Source organism: Paraburkholderia sp. FW306-2-2C-D06C (genome assembly GCF_058781505.1).
Genome location: NZ_JBYSWU010000068.1, coordinates 1 through 18,219, shown reverse-complemented (window position 1 = coordinate 18,219; position 18,219 = coordinate 1). Strand labels below are relative to the sequence as shown.

14 protein-coding genes and 3 pseudogenes are annotated in these 18,219 nt (G+C 64.0%); 10 read left to right on the top strand and 7 right to left on the bottom strand.

Translation table 11 applies throughout. From position 1 onward, the window contains the following. Positions 1-47 precede the first annotated feature (47 nt). Complete coding sequence (locus tag AC3WLT_RS33445; RefSeq protein WP_492595890.1) at positions 48-1,352, top strand: MFS family transporter; 1,305 nt, start codon at positions 48-50, stop codon at positions 1,350-1,352. Positions 1,353-1,551: 199 nt separating this feature from the next. Here AC3WLT_RS33445 and AC3WLT_RS33440 read toward each other — a convergent pair whose 3' ends face one another. The 3 genes from AC3WLT_RS33440 to AC3WLT_RS33430 form a co-directional block, all read right to left on the bottom strand. Next, positions 1,552-1,773 (bottom strand): hypothetical protein, encoded by a 222-nt coding sequence (locus AC3WLT_RS33440; RefSeq protein WP_492595889.1) that lies wholly within the window; start codon positions 1,771-1,773, stop codon positions 1,552-1,554. Between the two features lie 419 nt (positions 1,774-2,192). Further along, a complete protein-coding gene (locus tag AC3WLT_RS33435) occupies positions 2,193-3,269 on the bottom strand; it encodes a glycosyltransferase family 2 protein (RefSeq protein ID WP_492595888.1) in 1,077 nt (358 codons plus the stop codon). A gap of 253 nt (positions 3,270-3,522) precedes the next feature. Continuing rightward, entirely contained in the window at positions 3,523-3,702 is a 180-nt protein-coding gene (locus AC3WLT_RS33430) for a hypothetical protein (protein WP_492595912.1), read from the bottom strand. Here AC3WLT_RS33430 and AC3WLT_RS33425 point away from each other — a divergent pair. Continuing rightward, positions 3,662-3,931 carry a hypothetical protein gene (locus tag AC3WLT_RS33425; RefSeq protein ID WP_492595913.1) on the top strand — a complete coding sequence of 90 codons (270 nt, stop codon included), beginning with the start codon at positions 3,662-3,664 and terminating at the stop codon, positions 3,929-3,931. The two genes, AC3WLT_RS33430 and AC3WLT_RS33425, sit on opposite strands and share 41 nt — an antisense overlap. A 157-nt stretch (positions 3,932-4,088) precedes the next feature. On the opposite strand, the gene AC3WLT_RS33420 is transcribed toward AC3WLT_RS33425, so the two are convergent. Further along, positions 4,089-5,003 (bottom strand): LysR family transcriptional regulator, encoded by a 915-nt coding sequence (locus AC3WLT_RS33420; RefSeq protein WP_492595887.1) that lies wholly within the window; start codon positions 5,001-5,003, stop codon positions 4,089-4,091. A gap of 348 nt (positions 5,004-5,351) precedes the next feature. Continuing rightward, positions 5,352-6,755, bottom strand: coding sequence for a DHA2 family efflux MFS transporter permease subunit (locus tag AC3WLT_RS33415; RefSeq protein ID WP_492595886.1), 1,404 nt, complete (start codon positions 6,753-6,755; stop codon positions 5,352-5,354). 103 nt (positions 6,756-6,858) lie between these two features. On the opposite strand from AC3WLT_RS33415, the pseudogene AC3WLT_RS33410 reads away from it, so the two are divergent. Both AC3WLT_RS33410 and AC3WLT_RS33405 read left to right on the top strand, forming a co-directional pair. Further along, positions 6,859-7,086 (top strand): annotated as a pseudogene (locus tag AC3WLT_RS33410) (LysR family transcriptional regulator); the annotation flags it as partial. Positions 7,087-7,172: 86 nt separating this feature from the next. Continuing rightward, the gene (locus tag AC3WLT_RS33405) at positions 7,173-8,222 is read left to right on the top strand and encodes an NAD(P)/FAD-dependent oxidoreductase (protein WP_492595885.1); all 1,050 of its coding nucleotides are present in this window, start codon (positions 7,173-7,175) and stop codon (positions 8,220-8,222) included. A 152-nt stretch (positions 8,223-8,374) separates the two neighbouring features. Here the strand turns inward: AC3WLT_RS33405 and AC3WLT_RS33400 are convergent, their stop codons facing one another. Then, the gene (locus AC3WLT_RS33400; RefSeq protein WP_492595884.1) at positions 8,375-9,772 is read right to left on the bottom strand and encodes an MFS transporter; all 1,398 of its coding nucleotides are present in this window, start codon (positions 9,770-9,772) and stop codon (positions 8,375-8,377) included. 232 nt (positions 9,773-10,004) lie between these two features. On the opposite strand from AC3WLT_RS33400, the gene AC3WLT_RS33395 reads away from it, so the two are divergent. Next, on the top strand, positions 10,005-10,157 hold the full coding sequence (locus tag AC3WLT_RS33395) for a hypothetical protein (protein ID WP_492595883.1): 153 nt from the start codon (positions 10,005-10,007) through the stop codon (positions 10,155-10,157). 130 nt (positions 10,158-10,287) lie between these two features. Here AC3WLT_RS33395 and AC3WLT_RS33390 read toward each other — a convergent pair whose 3' ends face one another. Next, entirely contained in the window at positions 10,288-10,830 is a 543-nt protein-coding gene (locus AC3WLT_RS33390) for a PaaI family thioesterase (RefSeq protein WP_492595882.1), read from the bottom strand. Between the two features lie 513 nt (positions 10,831-11,343). On the opposite strand from AC3WLT_RS33390, the gene mprF reads away from it, so the two are divergent. From mprF to AC3WLT_RS33365, 5 genes and pseudogenes are all read left to right on the top strand, one after another. Further along, complete coding sequence (gene mprF, locus AC3WLT_RS33385; protein WP_492595911.1) at positions 11,344-13,896, top strand: bifunctional lysylphosphatidylglycerol flippase/synthetase MprF; 2,553 nt, start codon at positions 11,344-11,346, stop codon at positions 13,894-13,896. Then, a complete protein-coding gene (locus AC3WLT_RS33380; RefSeq protein WP_492595881.1) occupies positions 13,893-15,182 on the top strand; it encodes a virulence factor family protein in 1,290 nt (429 codons plus the stop codon). Before mprF ends, AC3WLT_RS33380 begins: the two co-directional genes overlap by 4 nt. A 457-nt stretch (positions 15,183-15,639) precedes the next feature. Further along, positions 15,640-17,326: pseudogene (locus AC3WLT_RS33375) on the top strand (AMP-binding protein). Positions 17,327-17,390: 64 nt separating this feature from the next. Next, the gene (locus AC3WLT_RS33370) at positions 17,391-17,651 is read left to right on the top strand and encodes an acyl carrier protein (RefSeq protein WP_492595880.1); all 261 of its coding nucleotides are present in this window, start codon (positions 17,391-17,393) and stop codon (positions 17,649-17,651) included. A gap of 404 nt (positions 17,652-18,055) precedes the next feature. Beyond that, positions 18,056-18,219, top strand: a pseudogene (locus AC3WLT_RS33365) (threonine ammonia-lyase, biosynthetic); the annotation flags it as partial.

Below are 18,219 nucleotides of genomic sequence, written 5' to 3'. Positions count from 1 at the left end.
GGCGCCACGACCGCTACCTCCGTTTAAAGACAAGGAAAGACAACAATATGACCGACCTGACCGATCACACCGTGGTCTCCGCCCACGACACCCGGCGCCGTATCTTTGCGATCGTCGGCGCTTCATCGGGCAACCTGGTCGAATGGTTCGACTTCTACGTGTACTCGTTCTGCGCGCTGTACTTCGCGCCGGCCTTCTTCCCTAGCGGCAACACCACCACGCAGTTGCTCAATACCGCGGGCGTGTTCGCCGCGGGCTTCCTGATGCGCCCGATCGGCGGCTGGTTTTTCGGCCGCCTCGCCGACAAGCATGGGCGGCGAACCGCGATGATGGTGTCGGTGTTCATGATGTGCGGCGGTTCGCTCGTGATCGCTTTATTGCCCACCTACGCGCAGATCGGCGCCCTCGCTCCGGCGCTGCTGCTGGCCGCGCGGCTCTTCCAGGGCCTGTCGGTGGGCGGCGAGTACGGCACCAGCGCCACCTATATGAGCGAAGTCGCGCTCAAGGGGCGCCGCGGCTTCTTCGCGTCGTTCCAGTACGTCACGCTGATCGGCGGCCAGTTGTGCGCGCTGCTGGTGCTGGTGATCCTGCAACAGACGCTGTCGACCGAGGAACTGAAGGCGTGGGGCTGGCGCGTGCCGTTCGTGATCGGCGCGATGGCGGCGCTGATCGCGCTGTATCTGCGTAAATCGCTCGACGAAACCACCACCGCCGAGACGTGTCAGCGCAAGGAAGCCGGCACGCTGCGCGGCCTCTGGCAGCACAAGGGCGCGTTCATGACGGTGCTCGGCTTCACGGCCGGCGGCTCGCTGATTTTCTACACCTTCACGACGTACATGCAGAAGTACCTGGTCAACACGGCCGGCATGCACGCGAAGACGGCCAGCAACGTGATGACCGCGGCGCTGTTCGTCTACATGGTGATACAGCCGGTCTTCGGCGCATTGTCGGATCGCATTGGCCGGCGCCGCTCGATGCTGTTCTTCGGCTTCTTCGCGACGATCGGCACGGTGCCGCTGCTGCATGCGCTGAAAGACGTGACGAGCCCGTATGCGGCGTTCGGCCTCGTGGTCGTGGCGCTGGCGATCGTCAGCTTCTATACGTCGATCAGCGGGCTGATCAAGGCCGAAATGTTCCCGCCGGAAGTGCGCGCGCTCGGCGTCGGGCTCTCGTATGCGGTGGCCAATGCGATCTTCGGCGGTTCGGCGGAGTATGTCGCGCTGTGGCTGAAGTCGGTGGGCAACGAGTCGATGTTCTACTGGTACGTGACCGCGCTGTGCGCGATCGCCGGCCTCGTGTCGCTGCGCATGCGCGATCCGTCGAAAGAAGGGTATCTGCGTAACGAGCCTTGAGCCTGAGCGACACACGTCAGCGCTGATTGAAAACGGCGGCCAGGGGCAACCCGGCCGCCGTTTTTCATGGGGTCGGCGGACGCGGAAAGCCGCGGCAAATCAGCGCCGCGAATCAACCGCGAACCAACCGCGAACCAGCCGCGAATCAGCGCCGCAAACGCACCGAAAATGCGCCGCGAACCAGCGATAGTACGCACGCTCACGCCACCACGATCTCCGTCCCCAACGCATGCAGCAGATCGCGCAACGCCTCCGCCTGCGCCATCTTCGCGCCGCTGCGCAAATGAATCTGCAACGCGCGCCCTGCGATCCCATCGACGGGATGCGCGAGCCACAGCTCCACCGCGAGCCCCAATCCTTCCGGCTGATTGACGACGACCGGCTCGATCACGCGCGGCTTGAAACAGGCACTGTCGGACATGGCGAACAACCTCCGGGGCTGATGACGGTTCGAGGTCCATCCTAATCAGCCGCGCGCCCCATACCAAGCGACAAATACGCGTTTGCTAATCAGTGGATGCTTAGCAGAAAACGCGCTTATTACAGGAGCATTTCCTGGTTCAGCGGTGGCGCCGCCGCTGCTAATGTGGCGGCCATGCGTCGATATCGTTGCACTGTGTGGGTTGCACGGCACGCGTTCGGCTTCGTGCTGGCAATCGCGCGCCACGCGCGGTATCGCTGGTTGCGTCGCGCGACGGCAGCGTACGTGATTGCGTTTCGCAACCCGCCGTTGCTGATGCTTATGCGCTGACGCGGCGAAAGCGCGCCGCTCGACCGCCTGGGCCTGCCGCGGCGCGGGCATGGTCCGGTGACTGACCCAGCACGAACGCCGCTGCACGCTCAAACGAGTTCGGAGTGATCGGTCACGAGGTCCGTCACGACCGCGGGATCAGCGACAGCATCGGCGACAGCAGCGGATACCGTCGCAGCCACCGCCACCGCCACCTGTGGCCGCCTGGCCACTGCCGCACGCGATAGCATCAGCAGGTGGTAGTAGAGCCGCATGCTGAAACCGTAGTTGTACGCGAACAGATGGGTGAGCGCGATCTTGAAGCCGAATAGCGGCTCCCGATTCTTCGCGTAGACCGAAACGACGATCGGCACGAGCCGGCGCAATGCCAGTTTGCGCGAAGGCTCCAGTTGCGGCGGCAGTTTCAGCGCCTTGACGAACGCATACGCACTGACGGTAGCCGCTACTGTCGTGCCGCGTGTGCTGTGCGAGATCGAGGTCGCCGTCTTGCGATAGACCGACACGTACTCGTGCAGATAAAACACCTCGCGCGCCGCGAGACAGAGTTCAGTGCCGAACACGAAATCGCAGCACATGCCGTACTGTTCCTTATAACTGATCCGCTTCACGAGTTCGGCGTTGGCCATCCAGCCGTTGTTCGGAAACATCTGGATCAGTCCGGTTCTGCCGGGCAGCGGTTGCAGGCCTTCCGCGTCTTTGGTGCGTCGAAACGCAGTGTTCAGACGCGTGCTGGCGTCGTAGTCGACGGCGCCGGTGTGATCGGCTTCGTATTGATCGGCGAACGCCACTTCGAGCTGCGGATGGCGCGTCCATAGCAACACCAGTTTTTCGATGCCGTCGGTCGTGAGGAAATCGTCGTCGTGAATCAGCAGGATCTTGTCGCCGCTCGCCCGCTTGAACAGGCTCGCGACATTGCGTGCCTGGCCGAGAGACGGCCGGTTCATCGCATAGCGAATGCGCGGCTCGTTCGGATAGCGCTGCGCGATCAACTGCTGGGTGCGGTCGTCCCTGGAATCGTCTCCGATCACGATCTCCAGATTGCTATACGTTTGCGCGAGGCACGAATCGATGCACTCCGCAATCAGCTCGGGCCGATTGCAGGTCGGCAGGCAAATGGAGACTTTGGGAGAGGGACGCGAGCTGGAAGAGGTTGAGAAGGTGAACATGACCGTCTCCGTTCTTATCTGTTGAGGGGCGGCAGCAGGTTCGCTTTGCGCACACATTGCTGCATGCAGCAAAATAGTCGATTGCGCGAAAAAAATAATCGGTAATAATTCGGAAAAAATGTCGTCCTTCTGAAAGGGCGTCGAAGGGTGAAATGCTGCGGCTTTGCCGCCTGACTCACAGCAAAGCCGCTTGCATATTGATCACGGTATTTTTTTCAACCGGCTGACGGCCCAGCCTTGCCAGATATTTTTTTCAACTCACTGACGGCTCATCCTCACCGGTTTTTTTGCCCCGACGCTCGGCGAGCGACTGATTGCGCCCCTTATCGTCGCGTTCGGGCAGTTTGCTCTTCTCGTTGTCGCTGTGGACGGCAGGCTGCGGGTGTTCGAGATTGGCGGGCCTCGCGGCCTCGCGTTCCTTCGAAGTCGCCAGGCTCGCGCCGGGCTATGCGGCGGACCAGGCGATCTACCGCCTCGACGATCCGCGTTACTTCCGTCTGCACGATCCGGCGATCGGGCGAGAACAGGATGTGCATGGGCCGCGACGGCGATTCATAGCCCGGCAGCACCCGGACGAGCCGGCCGCTGGCGAGATCTTCGTCGAGCATCTCGCGCGGCTGCTGAATGATGCCGAGGCCGGCGGCGCGTGGTGCGGTCGATGAGCCGCATTCCGTAGCGCGCCTCGAGAAAGCGCGTGCCAAACAGGACGCGTTGTCAGCGGTTGGCGCGGATCATGTGATTGCGACTGCGGAAGAGGATCTGGTTGCGCGAGTGCGTGAGACAGAACAACAGCAACACCGCAGGCCGGGAAGCAGCCGCTCAGGCTGCTTCCTTCACGAGAGAGACAATAAAGTCAAAAAACGCCCGAACCTTGGCCGGCGGGTGATGCCTGGAAGGATAAAGCGCATACAACGGATAAACCTCGTCGCCCCAGTCGGGGAACAACTCCACCAACTTTCCATTGGCCAGCAACGACTCGGCCCCCAACGCAAGAATCTGCGCCACCCCCTGCCCGGCAGCGCACGCGCTGTGTAACGTGCCGACATCATTCACAGTCAGCCGCCCCTGCGGAGTAATCACAATCTTCTTGCGTCCGCGATGAAACGCCCAGCTAAACGGATAACCGGTCAGCGGATCACGAAACTTGATGCACACATGCTGGTTGTTTTCGAGTTCGGCTGGGCTCGCCGGCTGCCCATGTTTCTTCAAATACGACGGCGCGGCCACCGTCAGAATGCGCGTGTCCAGCAGCTTGCGTGCAATCAGCGAAGACACCGGCGGTTCGCCGAAACGAACAGCGAGGTCGAACCCGTCCGCGACCATATCGCCTAATTGATCGCGCGTGATCAGTTCGAGTTGCAGGTCGGTATGTTTGTCGATGAAGCCGCCCAATCGCGGACCCAGCACAAGACGTGAAAAGAACGGGTCCATGTTCACGCGCAAACGTCCACGAACCGCAGTCGCGCCTTGCGCCGCCGATGCAGCCGCTTCTTCCAGGCCGCCGAGCAGCGGCACGATCTGTTCGTAAAAGCGCCGGCCTTCGTCGGTCAGCGTGACCGAGCGCGTAGTGCGGTCGAATAGCCTGATGCCCAGGCGCGCCTCGAGCCGCGCGACCGAACGGCTGACGCCGGATTGCGACATATCGAGCGCTTCGCCCGCCGCCGCGAAACTGCCGCTGTCGACGATCGCCGTCAACACGCCCATTCCGTTCAGCATGCGCTCGTCAAATGGCATGGTGGTGTGACCTTATGATGGATTCCAAGCGTCACATGCTAACGCGAAAGCGCGTTTGAACGTAGAGACATAGTGTCGTCAAATGCCATCCGGAACGCTCGATAAATGACATATTGTCATGAGTTGAATGACAGCCACGCAATCGCGTCAGGCACGCAGTTGGCGCTAATCTGAGCGAATTCGCCGGATGCACGAGTCAATGCGGTTCTCGTCATGCGTCGTGCATAGCGCGGGCCTCATCCGGCGGTGTATGACGTCGCCGTGCAAGACCGTTTGATCGAAGCCTGCGAGCGATTATCAGGCGTCCGCTTGCCTGACTGAGACAGCCGCCGCGCCGGTCGCGGCGATTCAGCGGCCCGTGCTCGGCGCCGCATGCGGGCGCGCTGTGCGGGCGCCCGGCACGTCTTCGTCGAGATGACGGAACACCCACTCCGACACCAGCGTAATTACGCCGACGCAAACAAAGCTCAAGCGGAACCCGAGCGCTGCCGAACCCGATTGCGCGGAAAACAGGTTCACGAGGCCGCCGCCGATCGACACGCCCAGTCCGATCGCCAGCATCTGGACCATCGAAAACAGGCTGTTGCCGCTGCCGGCGTCTTCATGCGAGAGGCCTTTGAGCGTGACGCTGTTCATCGCCGCGAACTGCATCGAGGCGGCCGCGCCGAACACCATCAGAATCGCGATCTCGACGGCGACCGGCGTGCCGCGTGAGATCAGCGCGAACGCGACGATCGATGCGCCCACAATCAACGTGTTGACGAGCAGGAACGTGTCGTAGCCATAGCGGCGCACGAGCGGTGCAATCCAGCGTTTCGCCACGGCGCCGGCCAGCGCGGCGGGCAGCATCATCAAGCCGGAGTGCAGCGGCGTATAGCCCAGTTGCAACTGCATCAGCAGCGGCAACAGGAACGGCACGGCGCTCGCGCCGATGCGGCACAACAGATTGCCGATCAGCCCTACGCTGAAATTCGGTTCGCTGAAGAGCGCCAGTTTGAAGAGCGGATTGCGGCGGCGCCGTGCGTAGGGAATGTAGGCCAGCGCGCTGACCAAGGCGAGCACGAAGAGGCCTGCCGACCACGCTGCCCGATGCGTTTCCACCGGCGTATCCACCGCCAGCGAAAACGCGATCATGCACAGCGACAGCAGCCCGCAGCCGGCGAAGTCGAACGGCGGCGCCTGCGTGGCCCCATGCGGCGGCAAAAACCGCTGCACCGCATACAGGCCCACCGCGCCGATCGGCACGTTGATCAGGAAGATCCAATGCCAGCTGATGGCTTGAACGAGCCAGCCGCCGGGCGTCGGTCCGACAATCGGCCCGAGCTGGCCGGAAACCGAAATGAAAGCCAGCGCCGACACGTATTGCTCGCTGGAGACGCTGCGCAGCACCGCGAGCCGTCCGATCGGCAGCAGCATCGAGCCGCCCAGGCCTTGCAGCACGCGCGCCAGCACCAGTTGACCCAGCGTATGCGCGCTCGCGCTGCAGATCGAGCCGAGCACGAACACGAGGATCGCCGTGAAATAGACCCGCCGTGTGCCGAAGCGGTCGGCGAGCCAGCCGGAGGCGGGCGTGAGCATCGCCATGGTCAGCGTGTAGGCGACCACGATCGGCTGCATCGCGAGCGGCGAGACGTGCAGGCTGGCCGCAATCGACGGCAACGCAGTGTTGACGATCGTCGTGTCGAGCGCCTGCATGAAGAAGCCGGCGGCGACGATCCAGAGCAGCGCGGTGTGGGATGAATGCCTGGTCATTGGGAGGGCGACGGCACGGCATGTGGCCGTGTCCCGGCGCAATCGTTCTGGGATTCCGTCATCTTATTGACATCGTCGTCAATCGGGAACCCTACTGGGGGCGTTGTGCACCAGCAGCAGTCATGCGGGCTGCATCGCGGCCGCCCGCGGCGGGCTGGGCACCACGGTTCGTCCGCAGTATCTGGCGGCGCGCGGGCTCGCGCCGCCGCTGAACACCGCCAGTCTGCCGACGCTGCCGTCGGTGGAATTCATCTCGCTGGCGGCCAAACGGCTCAGCCGTCCGGCGGGTACGTTGCTGCGACTGTTGCACGACAGCGATTTGCGCGGCTCCAGCGACCATACGCTTCGTAATGGCATCGTTGCCGGGCCTGGTGCGATTCTGTATGGTGGATTATCGACCTACCCAAGAGATATCGAATGACGTCCGACGCAGACCAACTCCCGCAACCGATTCGCACCGATGTCCTGATCGTCGGCGCCGGGCCCGTGGGCCTCTTCGCCGCGTTCGAGGCGGGCGTGATCGGCCTGTCGTGCCAGATCGTCGATGCGCTCGGCAAGATCGGCGGCCAGTGCACGGAGCTGTATCCCGACAAGCCGATCTACGACATTCCCGCGATCCCGGCATGTACCGCGCGTGAGCTGGTCGACCGTTTGATGGTGCAGTGCAAGCCGTTCGACGTACCGATCCATCTGGAACAGCGGGTTCAGTCGGTCGAACAGCGCGACGGCGGGCGCTGGATCGTGCGCACCGATCGGGGCCTCGTATTCGACGTCGCGGCGATTCTGCTCGCCGCCGGCAACGGTGCGTTCGTCCCGCAAAAGCTGGCGCTCGCCGAGGCCGTGCCGCTGGAAGGCCGTCATGTGCACTACAGCGTGCAGCGTGCTGCCGATTTCGCCGACAAGACCGTGGTGGTGGCGGGCGGCGGCGATTCCGCGCTCGACTGGGCGCTCGCCTTGCGCAAGGTCGCGCGCCGCGTGACGCTGGTGCATCGGCGCAACGGCTTCAGCGCGGCGGATTCGAGCGTCGCGGTGATGCGGCGCGCGGTCGAGGCGGGTGAGATGGAGTTCATCGTCGGCGCGATTTCCGGGCTGACGGTGCAGGACAACGCGTTGAAGTCGATCGGACTGCGTCATATCGAAGGGGAGACCCAGCTCGAGGCCGAGCAGCTCGTCGTGCTGTACGGGCTGGTTGCGGACCTCGGCCCGATCGCGCAGTGGGACCTGTCGATCCACGGTGGCCGCGTCGACGTGGATACCTCCAACTATGAAAGCTCGCGGCCCGGCATCTTCGCGGTCGGCGATATCGCGAACTACCCGAATAAGCAGAAGCTGATTCTGTCCGGCTTTCACGAGGCGTCGCTGGCCTTGCGCAAGGCTTATGCGTACGCGTTTCCCGACAGGAAGCGGGTGCACGTCCATTCGAGCTACGACGCCAGGCTGGCGGAAAAGGTCGCGGCGGCGGGCTGACGGCCCGCAGGCGCTCGATGTCGCGTGGCGCTTTACGCCGCATCTCGCGCTGATCGACATCGCGATGCCGAAGATGGACGGCTACGCGACGCTCGCCGCGTTGCGCGAGATACCGCCGGTGGCGGACACGCTGTTCGGCGCCCGCGCGGTTTTTACCCCCGGCCGCCTCGCGTGATCTCTTCGCCGGCGCCGTGCGGCATGCGCAAAGTAACCGGAATCGACGCGAACGAGCAAAGCCCCACCACCAGAAACGCCGGCCAGAAATCCGACCACGCGATCGCCGGGTGCCCATGCAGCACGCGTGAAATCTGCAGCACGATCCCGCCGATCGTCACGCCGAGCCCGAGCGACATCTGTTGCACTACGCTGCCGAGGCTCGTGGCGCGCCCCACGTCGCGGCTGGCGATTTCCGCGTAAGTCAGCGAATTCAGGCTGGTGAATTGCAGCGCGGGGAAAAAGCCGCCGAGCAGCACGACCACCCAGATGATCCAGACCGGCGTGCCGGGAAAAAACAGGCCGCACGCCGCGATCGACAGCCCGGACAGCGCCGCATTGACCACCAGCACAGAGCGAAAGCCGAAGCGATGCAGCGCGCTCGAAGCGATCACGCGCATGAACATGCCGCCGAACGCGGACGCGCAGGTGATGAGGCCGGATTCGAACGCGCTCATCCCGTGCCCTTCCTGCAGCATCAGCGGCAGCAGAAACGGCAGCGCGCCGAGGCCGATGCGAAACAGCGAGCCGCCGAGCACGCTCGCCTGGAAGGTCGGTACTTTGAAAAAGCGCAAATCGAGCAACGGCAGTTTGATGCGCTGAGCGTACGCGACATAGGCCGCGAGCAGGGCGGCGCCGCACGCGCACATGCCGAACGCGTCGCGATTGGAAATCAGCTCGCCGCCGACCAGCGACAAACCGAGCAGAAGCAGCACCGCGCCGGCCGCCGACAGAAAGAAGCCGATCCAGTCGAGCGGACCCGGATCGGGCTCGCGTGTGTTGGCGATATGCCGGTTGGTCAGATAGATGCCGAGAATGCCGATCGGCACGTTGATGAAAAAGATCAGGCGCCAGTGCAGATACGTGGTGATGAAGCCGCCGAGCAACGGTCCCGCGGCGGGGCCGAGCATCGCGGGAACGCTCAGATAATTCATCGCGCGGATGAAATCGGATTTGTGCACCACCCGGAAGATGATGATCCGGCCGACCGGCACCATCATCGCGCCGCCCACGCCCTGGACGAAGCGCGCGAGCGTGAAGGTGGCCAGCGAGTTCGACGCCGCGCACAGCAGCGAGCCGGTCACGAAGATGCCGATGGCGGTGCGGAAGATCGTGCGCGCGCCGAAACGGTCGGCAAGCCAGCCGCACACGGGAATGAAGACGCCGAGGCCGAGCACATAACTCGTCACCGCGATTTTCAGCGTGACCGGATCGCGGCCGAAGTCACGCGCCATGGCCGGCAACGCGGTAACGATCACGTTGGCATCGACACTTTCCATGAACATCGCGCACGCGACGATGAGAGGCGCAATCAGGGCTTTCTGGGCGAGCGTCATGGAGGCGGGCTGCGGCGGGCAGGCGCGGGCAAAGGTGTGATTATTGCACCCGTACGGTGCGGATGGTGAATGAGCCGGCAAGCTGATGCCGCCCCTTTTCACGATGGTGCAAACAGGCCGATGTGACCGCCGCACAACGGCCGGGCGATATTTTTGATATTTGTTGCGGTGCGGCATCGGAGGGTTATAATCGGGTTATTGCCTAGGTATAAACCCTATACAGGAGTCCACGATGAACACCGCTACCAACACCACGACCGCTCGCTCTCTCCTCGCCGCCAACACCGCGTGGCTCGGCAAGCTCCGCGCGCTCGCGTTGCATGCGCTGAACCTGCATCTGCAGAACTGCGCCGTGATCGCTGAAGCGCATCGCCGCCCGCAGTAATAAAAAGTAAGTACGAAGTAAGCGCGCAGCACAAGTAACAATCGCCGCACTCGCGGTCATGGCCGCGCCAGCCGGCGGCTGAAACAGGCGCCCGGGATCAGAGCCCGCGTGCGCCTTGAGCGGTGGGGAATCAACGGCTGGGAATCTCGAACACGAGGCAGGTCGTCGTGGCATGCGCGTACAGCGTGCCGTCGGGCCCGACGAGGCGCGCTTCCGCCGTCGCCAGTTGCCGCCCGCAATGGATCACCTTGCCTTCGGCGCGCACGCGCTGCACGCGCGGCGTCACCGCTTTCACGTAGTTCACGCTCAGCTCGGCCGTGGTGTAGCTACGGCCTGGCGGCATCAGCGTATGCACCGAGCAGCCTAGCGCGGAATCGAGCAGCGTCGCGACCCAGCCGCCATGCACGGTTCCCAGCGGATTCAGATGCTGCACGAGCGGCGTGCCCTGAAATACCGCGTGTCCCGCGCTGACTTCGATAATCGTGAAGTCGAGCGTGCGCGCGATCGCGGCATACGGCAGCTCGGCGTTCATCATGGCCTGCATGATTTCGAGGCCGGTCTTGCCCGCGACCTGTTCAGGGGTGGCGACGCCGGGGCCGGGGCCCGCATTCAACTTCGCCAATACTTCCTGCTCCTGCGCGAGCCACCGTTCGAGTTTCTGTTCGTTCGTCAATTCGTGTCTCCTGTCCGGTTGGAAAGCATGCGTCGCGATTCGATGCACTGTCGGCGATTAGAGCATCAAAAACGCGTCGCGCCGCTGGAGGGCCGCCTCTGGACAGCAGCGCAGCGCGGCCTGAAGCCGTTGCCGATCGTGCGTCATCCACATGCTGTCGAATCTTCATCTCGCCGATCGCGATTAGCGTTTAAACTCCTGCCCCCTGCGTGACTTGACCGGTCGTAGCCGGTAACGCATTCGGCAATATCGACCGATTATCGGCGCGTATTGCTGCGCCAAGCCTCCAGCCCTTATTCCACCTCGCTTTCCCGGCCGGGATTAAATACCGGCGAGCTGCCTGACGTTGTCAACCTTTTACGGATTGTGCCGTTATCCATTTGTAATCGCCGGAGCAGGGCGACGCCACGGCAGACGACCCGTCGCCGCGACAGCATTAAGAGACAGCACTCAGCAAGGCCGCACTGACCTATGTTCCACCGATATAACAATAAATTCGACCGGCTAGGCGCGATGTTCGACCGTGCATCGAAAACGCTTGGCAGCCGGGGCATCCTGTCGCCCGTGCTCGCGCTCGTCATTTGCGGGCTGTTGCTGGTCGTCTTGCAGCATCTGTCGCAGGCCGTCGACTACCGTTCGGTGATGCGCCAGTTGCGTCACCTGAGCGCCGCCGAATGGGCCGCGTCGCTCGGCGCGACCGCGCTCAGTTATGTCGCGCTGGTCGGCCGCGACGCGATCGGTTTGCGTTATCTCGGCGCCGTGGTGCCGCGCGCGGCGCTGTGGATCGGCGCGACCGCGGGTTCCGCGCTCGGCAACGCGACCGGCTTCGGCGCGTTGACCGGCGGGGCGGTGCGCGCGCGCGTCTATGGCGTTGCGAGCGTCACGCCTGCGCAGATCGGCCGCATGACGGTGTTCACGAGCGTCTCGCTGGCGCTCGCGCTGGTGCTGATGACGGCGCTCGGCATGGTGTGCGCAGCCGAACCGCTTGCGTCGATGCTGCATCTCGCGCCGCTCGCGCTTGGCTGGGGCGGCGCGGCGCTATTGACCGTGCTCGGCCTCGCCGCCGCCGCTTGCCGCAGCGAAACCCGCCCGATCCGCACGCGCTGGCAGTGTCTCTCGTTCGATATTCCGGCGCGCCGCGATCTGCTCGCGCAAGTGGGCCTCGCGGTACTCGACGTGGTGGCCGCGGGCCTCGCGCTGTGGGCGCTGCTGCCGCATGCGGACGTGAGCTTCGTGACTTTCATCACGGTCTACGCGGCGGCGATGCTGCTCGGCATGATCGGCCACACACCCGGCGGCGTCGGCGTATTCGAAGCCGCCATGGTGTTCACGCTGAACGGCAGCGTAGCCACGCATCAGATGGTCGCGGCGCTGCTCGCGTATCGCGCGATCTACTTCGGCGTGCCGCTGATCGTGTCGGCGGGACTGCTCGCCGGCTTCGAAGGCCGCGCGCTGAAAAGCCGTTTGCCGTTGCGGCACGCGGCGGACGCCTCGAAACTCGCGCCGCTGTTCCTGAGCCTCGTGACCTTCGTGGTCGGCGGCATGCTGGTGATTTCCAGCGCGACGCCCGCGTTCTGGCAACGTCTTCAGATGCTGCGCGACGTGCTGCCGCTGTGGGTGCTCGAAAGCTCGCAGATGCTGTGCAGCGTGCTCGGCGTGCTGCTGCTGTTCGTCGCGCGTGGATTGCTGCGGCGTCTGGATGCCGCGTGGTGGGTGACGCTGCTGCTGACGGTGCTGAGTCTCGGGTTGTCGCTCATGAAGGGCCTCGCGTTCGTCGAAGCGGGCGTGCTCGGTACACTGATCGTCCTGCTGCTCGCCACGCGCCGCCGTTTCAACCGTCATTCGTCGCTGTTCGCCGAGCGCTTCACGGCGGGCTGGCTGGTGTCCGTGGCGATGGTGCTGATGCTGGCCGTGTGGGTGATGCTGTTTGCGTTCCGCGACGTGCCGTACACGCGCGATCTGTGGTGGCAATTCGCCTTCGACGAACGCGCGCCGCGGGCATTGCGCGCGACGCTGGCCGCGAGCGTCTTCGCGGCCACCTTCGCGTTCTGGCAGTTGCTGCGCCCGGCGCCGGGCCGCTTCGTCAAGCCCGCGCAAGAGGATCTGCAGGACGCGGCGCGCATCGTGCGCGCGCAGGAACGCAGCGACGCCGGTCTCGCGCTGATGGGCGACAAGAGTTTCCTGTTCTCCGAGTCGCGCGAGGCCTTCCTGATGTACGCGAAATATGGCCGGACGTGGGCGGCGCTGCACGATCCGGTGGGTCCGCGCGAAGCGTGGGCCGGCCTCATCAGCAAGTTCGTCGCGCTCGCGCATGCGCATGGCGGCCGTGCGGCGTTCTATCAGGTGCGGGCCAATGCGTTGCCGTTGTATCTCGACGCCGGCCTCACGCTGATGAAGCTTGGCGAAGAAGCCCACGTGGTGCTCGACGATTTCGACCTGAAGGGCTCGCATCGCGCGCATCTTCGCTATGCGCTCAAACGTGGCGAACGTGACGGCTTTACCGTCGAAGTGATCGATCAGGCGGACGTGCCCGCGTCGCTCGAGACGTTGCGGCAAATCTCGGACGGCTGGCTCGACAGCCGCGACGCGCGCGAAAAAAGCTTTTCGGTGGCCGCGTTTACCGACGAGTATCTCGCCGCGCAGTCGGTCATGCTGGTGCGGCAGAACGGCGAGCCGGCCGCTTTCGTGACCTTCATGACGACCGATCTGAACACCGAGGCGACGGTCGGCGTGATGCGCCACGTCGAGGCCGCGTCGGCGTATGCGATGGAATATCTGTTCACGCAGCTGGCGCTGTATCTGAAGCAGGCAGGTTTCCGCTCGCTCAGTCTCGGCATCGCGCCGCTCTCCGGCATGCAGCCCACGCCGCTCGCCTCGCGCTGGCATCGGCTGGCGGGAATCGTGTGGCGCTTCGGCGGCCGCTTCTACAACTTCCGCGGACTGCGCGCTTTCAAGAGCAAGTTCCAGCCGCATTGGGAGCCGCGCTATCTCGCGGCGTCGGGTTCGGTGGGCGTGTTCTTCACGCTGGCGGACCTGTCATTGCTGGCGGGAGGCCGGCGCTCATGACATTGCATCCGGTTTTCAAGCTCGCCGTTGCGGCGAGCCTCGTTGTTTGCTGCGCGGGCGTTCAGGCGGCCACCACCGTGTCCGGCGGCCGCTACGGCGACGTTTCAGTCACGCAACCGGTCGGTCCCTTGCGCGGCTTCGTGGTGCTGTACTCGCAAGCGGGCGGCTGGACGGCCGCGGACCAGCAGAGCGCCGATGCACTTGCCAAGGCCGGCGCGATGACAGTCGGCGTGGATACGGCGCGCTATGCGGCGAATCTGAGCGAAAAAAAGGAAGCCTGCCATCAACTGGTGGGCGATGCCGAAGCCTTGAGCCACCAGCTCGAACGGCAATCGCAATCGAGCCGCTATTTCGCGCCGATCGTCGCCGGCACCGGCCAGGGCGCGACGCTCGCGATGCATGTGCTCGAGCAGGCGCCGTCGAACACGATCGCCGGCGCGGTCGCGGTGGACGCGCAGCGCGATCTGGACCCGCGCTTTCAACCGTGCCCGCCGGACCCCACCGTGATTCGCGACAAGGTGCCGGGCTTCGTCGAGACGGCAACGACGGGCGCGTCTGGCACGTCTGGCACGTCTGGCACGGCCGACCGCGCGCGTCTCGTCGCGTTGATCGCGCCGCACCTGCGCGCGGCGCCGGCGAACGAGGACGATGTCTCCGATCTGCCGCTGATCGAGTTGCCCGCGGCGCATCCGAACGGACTGATGGCGGTCGTGATCTCCGGCGACGGCGGCTGGCGCGATCTCGACAAGACCATCGCTCAGGCCTTGCAGAAAGACGGCGTTTCGGTGATCGGCCTGGACAGCCTGCGTTATTTCTGGAGCGAGAAGACGCCCGCGCAGACGAGCCGCGACCTCGCGCGCGTGATGCAAACCTATGCGGCGCGCTGGCATGCGGACCACATCGCGCTGGTCGGCTATTCGTTCGGCGCCGACGTGATGCCGTTCGCCTATAACCGCTTGCCTGACGCGTTGCGCGCGAAAGTGTCGCTGATCTCGCTGCTCGGCTTCGCGCCCGACGCCGATTTTCAGATTCGCGTCGGCGGCTGGCTCGGCATGCCGGCGAGCGACAAGGCGCTGAAGGTGCAGCCTGAATTGACGCGCGTGCCGCCTGCGATCGTGCAATGCTTTTACGGCGAGAACGAGAAAGACACCTTGTGTCCGGCGCTGGCCAACACCGGCGTCGAGATCATTCGCACATCGGGCGATCATCACTTCGGCCGCGATTACAACGCGCTGGAGCGGCGCATTCTCAGCGCCTTCAGGAAGCAAAGCGGCATGCACGAATAAATACGCCGCATGAATTAGCTGCCGATTTTTAGCGAGCGGCGCGCTTGATTCATGCTCGACGCGGTATTTAATGCGGTTTTAATGCGACGTTTAAACCGGCATTGGCCGCGATAAATGCCGGGGGCCACATCACATCGCGCGCGGCGGGGAGCCCGCGTTCTCTCAATCAGATGTTGAGAGCGGTATCGCACATATACCGGCCTTGCCGGATTCTATGATCCTACGAAGCCTTCGACGGCAGTCCGCTCACGCGATATCACGCGAGCGGACTGTGCTGTGCTGGGCTGTCGTCAGCGAATCTTCCTTGTGAATTCTCCTGCGAAAACCGCAGCGCGCTACCGGGCAGTTCACCCGTCCGGTGGCGCGCTGTTGGCACGAGTGACGCTTGCACCGGCGCCCGCTTTCACGGCCTGATGCAACGCTCACGTGCAATGCCCTTATCGATCGAGGCCGTGAGATGCTGGGTTCCTTCTTCTTCGATACCGCCGCGAGCCAGCCGGATAGCCCCGCGCTGTGGGTCGACGATCGCCTCTATTGCTACGGCGAAATCGCACTGCGCTCGCGCCGGGTCGCGGCCGGGCTGAAGGCCGTGATGCCGGCCGGCGGTCCCGGCCGCTGTCTGCTGTTTGCGCATCGAAGCGTCACCGCGTATACCGGTTTGCTGGGGATTCTCGAGGCCGGTTTCGCCTACGTTCCGCTCAATCCGCTGGTGCCGGCCGCGCGGACCGCGAGCGTGATCGAGCAGTCGGGCGCGCAGGTGCTGCTGGTGGATCGGCGCTGCGCGGCGTCGCTCGGTGAAGTGCTGTCCTTGCTCGACGACTGCCCGCGGATTTTCCTGCTCGAAGAGACTGGGGAAGAGACCGGCGGACTGGCAATGCTGCCTGCCGGACTGGTGGCGCCGGTCGTTGCGCCGGCAGTTGTGTCGGCAGTTGCGTCGGTAGTGCCGTCGTCGGCAATGCGGCCGGTAGTGCCGTCGATCGTGCCGTCAATCGTGCCGCCGATAGTGCCGTCGGTGGCGGTTTCGCATGCCGAAGCGCAGCCGCGGGATCTCGCCTACCTCCTGTTCACGTCGGGTTCGACGGGGGCGCCCAAGGGCGTTACCCATCTCGCACGAGAACGCCGATGCCTATGTGAAGGCCCAGTTGCAAATCTTCGACAGGATGCCCGGTGCGCGCTACGTGCAGTTCTGCGAACTCACCTTCGATCCGTCGGTGCACGACATGTTCGTCTGCTGGGCGAACGGAGGCTGTCTGTACGTGCCCAAGACGGTCGAGCCGATCTACAACGCGGCCTTCATCAAGGAACACGCGATCACGCACTGGAACAGCGTGCCCTCAGTGGCCGGTTTCATGCAGCAGTTTCGCAAACTGCCGCCGAACGAGTTGCCGAGCCTGCGCATGACGTCGTTCGGCGGCGAGCCGCTCTCTCGCACGATCGTGCTGGCGTGGCTGCGTGCCGCGCCGAACAGCCGCGTCTTCAATATGTATGGCCCGACCGAGACGACGGTGGGTTGCGCGGCGTTCGAAGTCACCGCCGAATTCATTGAAGATTCGCGTCATGCCGTGATGCCGCTCGGCAGCGCGCTGCCGGGTATGGAGTTACTGATTGTCGATGCGGCGCTCGAACCGGTCGCGCCCGGCCAGAGCGGCGAACTGCTGATCGGCGGGCCGCAGCTGGCAGGTGGCTATCTGTCGCCGGACGAACCCGGCAATCGCCGCTTCATTTCGAAGACCTATCCGGGGCACCGGTCGCAGCGCTGGTTTCGCAGTTCGGACGCCGCGCGCGAAGCGGCCGGGCAGGGCATCGTGTTTCAGGGGCGGCTGGATACGCAGATCAAGATTCGCGGCAACCGGATCGAGCTCGAAGAAGTCGAGCATGTCATTCAGGCGTGCAGCCACGCCACGCTCTGCGCAGTGGTCGCCTGGCCTGTCGACGAAGCCGGCAGTGCCGCCGGCCTCATTGCTTTTTTCACCAACCCGCGCGGCAGCGTCGCGCGGATTCTGCAGGCATGTCGTCAGCGGCTGCCAGCTTACGCCGTGCCGCAACGGCTCGTCGTGCTCGACACGCTGCCGCTCAATGTGAACGGCAAGATAGACAGAAGGGCGCTCGCCGAACGCTGCGTCAGTGGCCATGCGGTCGCCTGAGCCGCGTTTCGAGAGTTAATTCGGATGACGTAGTAGTCAAAAATTCAAGTAATGGGGGGAGTCAATGAAAAACGATGTGCGCCGCATTCTTCAGGAAACAGCATGTCTGGACGTGTCGATCGATATGCTGGGCGATCGGGACAATCTCTATGCCGCGGGCTTGTCATCGCTCGGCACGGTCCGCTTGATGATGGCCATCGAAGCGACCTTCGCCATCGAAATTCCGGCCTCGCTGATTACGCACGATCTGTTTCAGAGCGTCGAGTCGCTCGCGGGCGGCCTTGCGCAACTCGTGCCGGAGGAGCCGATTGTGCCGCGAACCTGACGTGCCGCCGCGGCGAGCGCTCATAACGAGTATCGCTACTCTGAGACCGGTGACGTTCGACGGCTGTTTCGGGTGGCTGCACCGGCCGGCGAGCGCTCGACGGGAAACGGCTGTGGTGCTGTGCAGTCCGTTCGGCTACGATGCGCTGTGCGTTCACCGCGGCTGGCGTGCCCAAAAACCGGGTTGATAAAGCGGGGATTGACAAAGCCGGCCAAGTCAACGAAGATCGCCTGCATGAACTGCCTCGACATCCGTATTGCGCTGATTATTAGCACCATTCATCGAATGGTGGGTTAGCGCGCGTCTGATAGCAGTGACATCAACCCGCCCCACGAGGCGGGTTTTTTTATATCCGTCTCCTGGTGACTTTCTAGTGATTTGCCCTTGCCGCACAGGAGCTTGCCTTGCCGTTACACGAACTCAAACAGGTTGCCGAAGCCGCTGACAGCGTGGCCCTCCGGCACGACTACCTGAAGAAAACCCTGACCGCGCGCGTCTACGACGTGGCGCGCGAGACCGAACTCGAACGTGCGCCGAACCTGTCGGCACGCCTGCGCAATCCCGTCTA

Excerpts from the sequence above, each read along its gene's own strand:
- mprF (WP_492595911.1), top strand. The coding sequence starts at position 11,344 with ATGTTCGACCGTGCATCGAAAACGCTTGGCAGCCGGGGCATCCTGTCG.
- AC3WLT_RS33445 (WP_492595890.1), top strand. The coding sequence starts at position 48 with ATGACCGACCTGACCGATCACACCGTGGTCTCCGCCCACGACACCCGG.
- AC3WLT_RS33380 (WP_492595881.1), top strand. The coding sequence starts at position 13,893 with ATGACATTGCATCCGGTTTTCAAGCTCGCCGTTGCGGCGAGCCTCGTT.
- AC3WLT_RS33440 (WP_492595889.1), bottom strand. The coding sequence starts at position 1,773 with ATGTCCGACAGTGCCTGTTTCAAGCCGCGCGTGATCGAGCCGGTCGTC.
- AC3WLT_RS33405 (WP_492595885.1), top strand. The coding sequence starts at position 7,173 with ATGACGTCCGACGCAGACCAACTCCCGCAACCGATTCGCACCGATGTC.
- AC3WLT_RS33415 (WP_492595886.1), bottom strand. The coding sequence starts at position 6,755 with ATGACCAGGCATTCATCCCACACCGCGCTGCTCTGGATCGTCGCCGCC.
- AC3WLT_RS33395 (WP_492595883.1), top strand. The coding sequence starts at position 10,005 with ATGAACACCGCTACCAACACCACGACCGCTCGCTCTCTCCTCGCCGCC.
- AC3WLT_RS33435 (WP_492595888.1), bottom strand. The coding sequence starts at position 3,269 with ATGTTCACCTTCTCAACCTCTTCCAGCTCGCGTCCCTCTCCCAAAGTC.
- AC3WLT_RS33370 (WP_492595880.1), top strand. The coding sequence starts at position 17,391 with ATGAAAAACGATGTGCGCCGCATTCTTCAGGAAACAGCATGTCTGGAC.
- AC3WLT_RS33400 (WP_492595884.1), bottom strand. The coding sequence starts at position 9,772 with ATGACGCTCGCCCAGAAAGCCCTGATTGCGCCTCTCATCGTCGCGTGC.
- AC3WLT_RS33420 (WP_492595887.1), bottom strand. The coding sequence starts at position 5,003 with ATGCCATTTGACGAGCGCATGCTGAACGGAATGGGCGTGTTGACGGCG.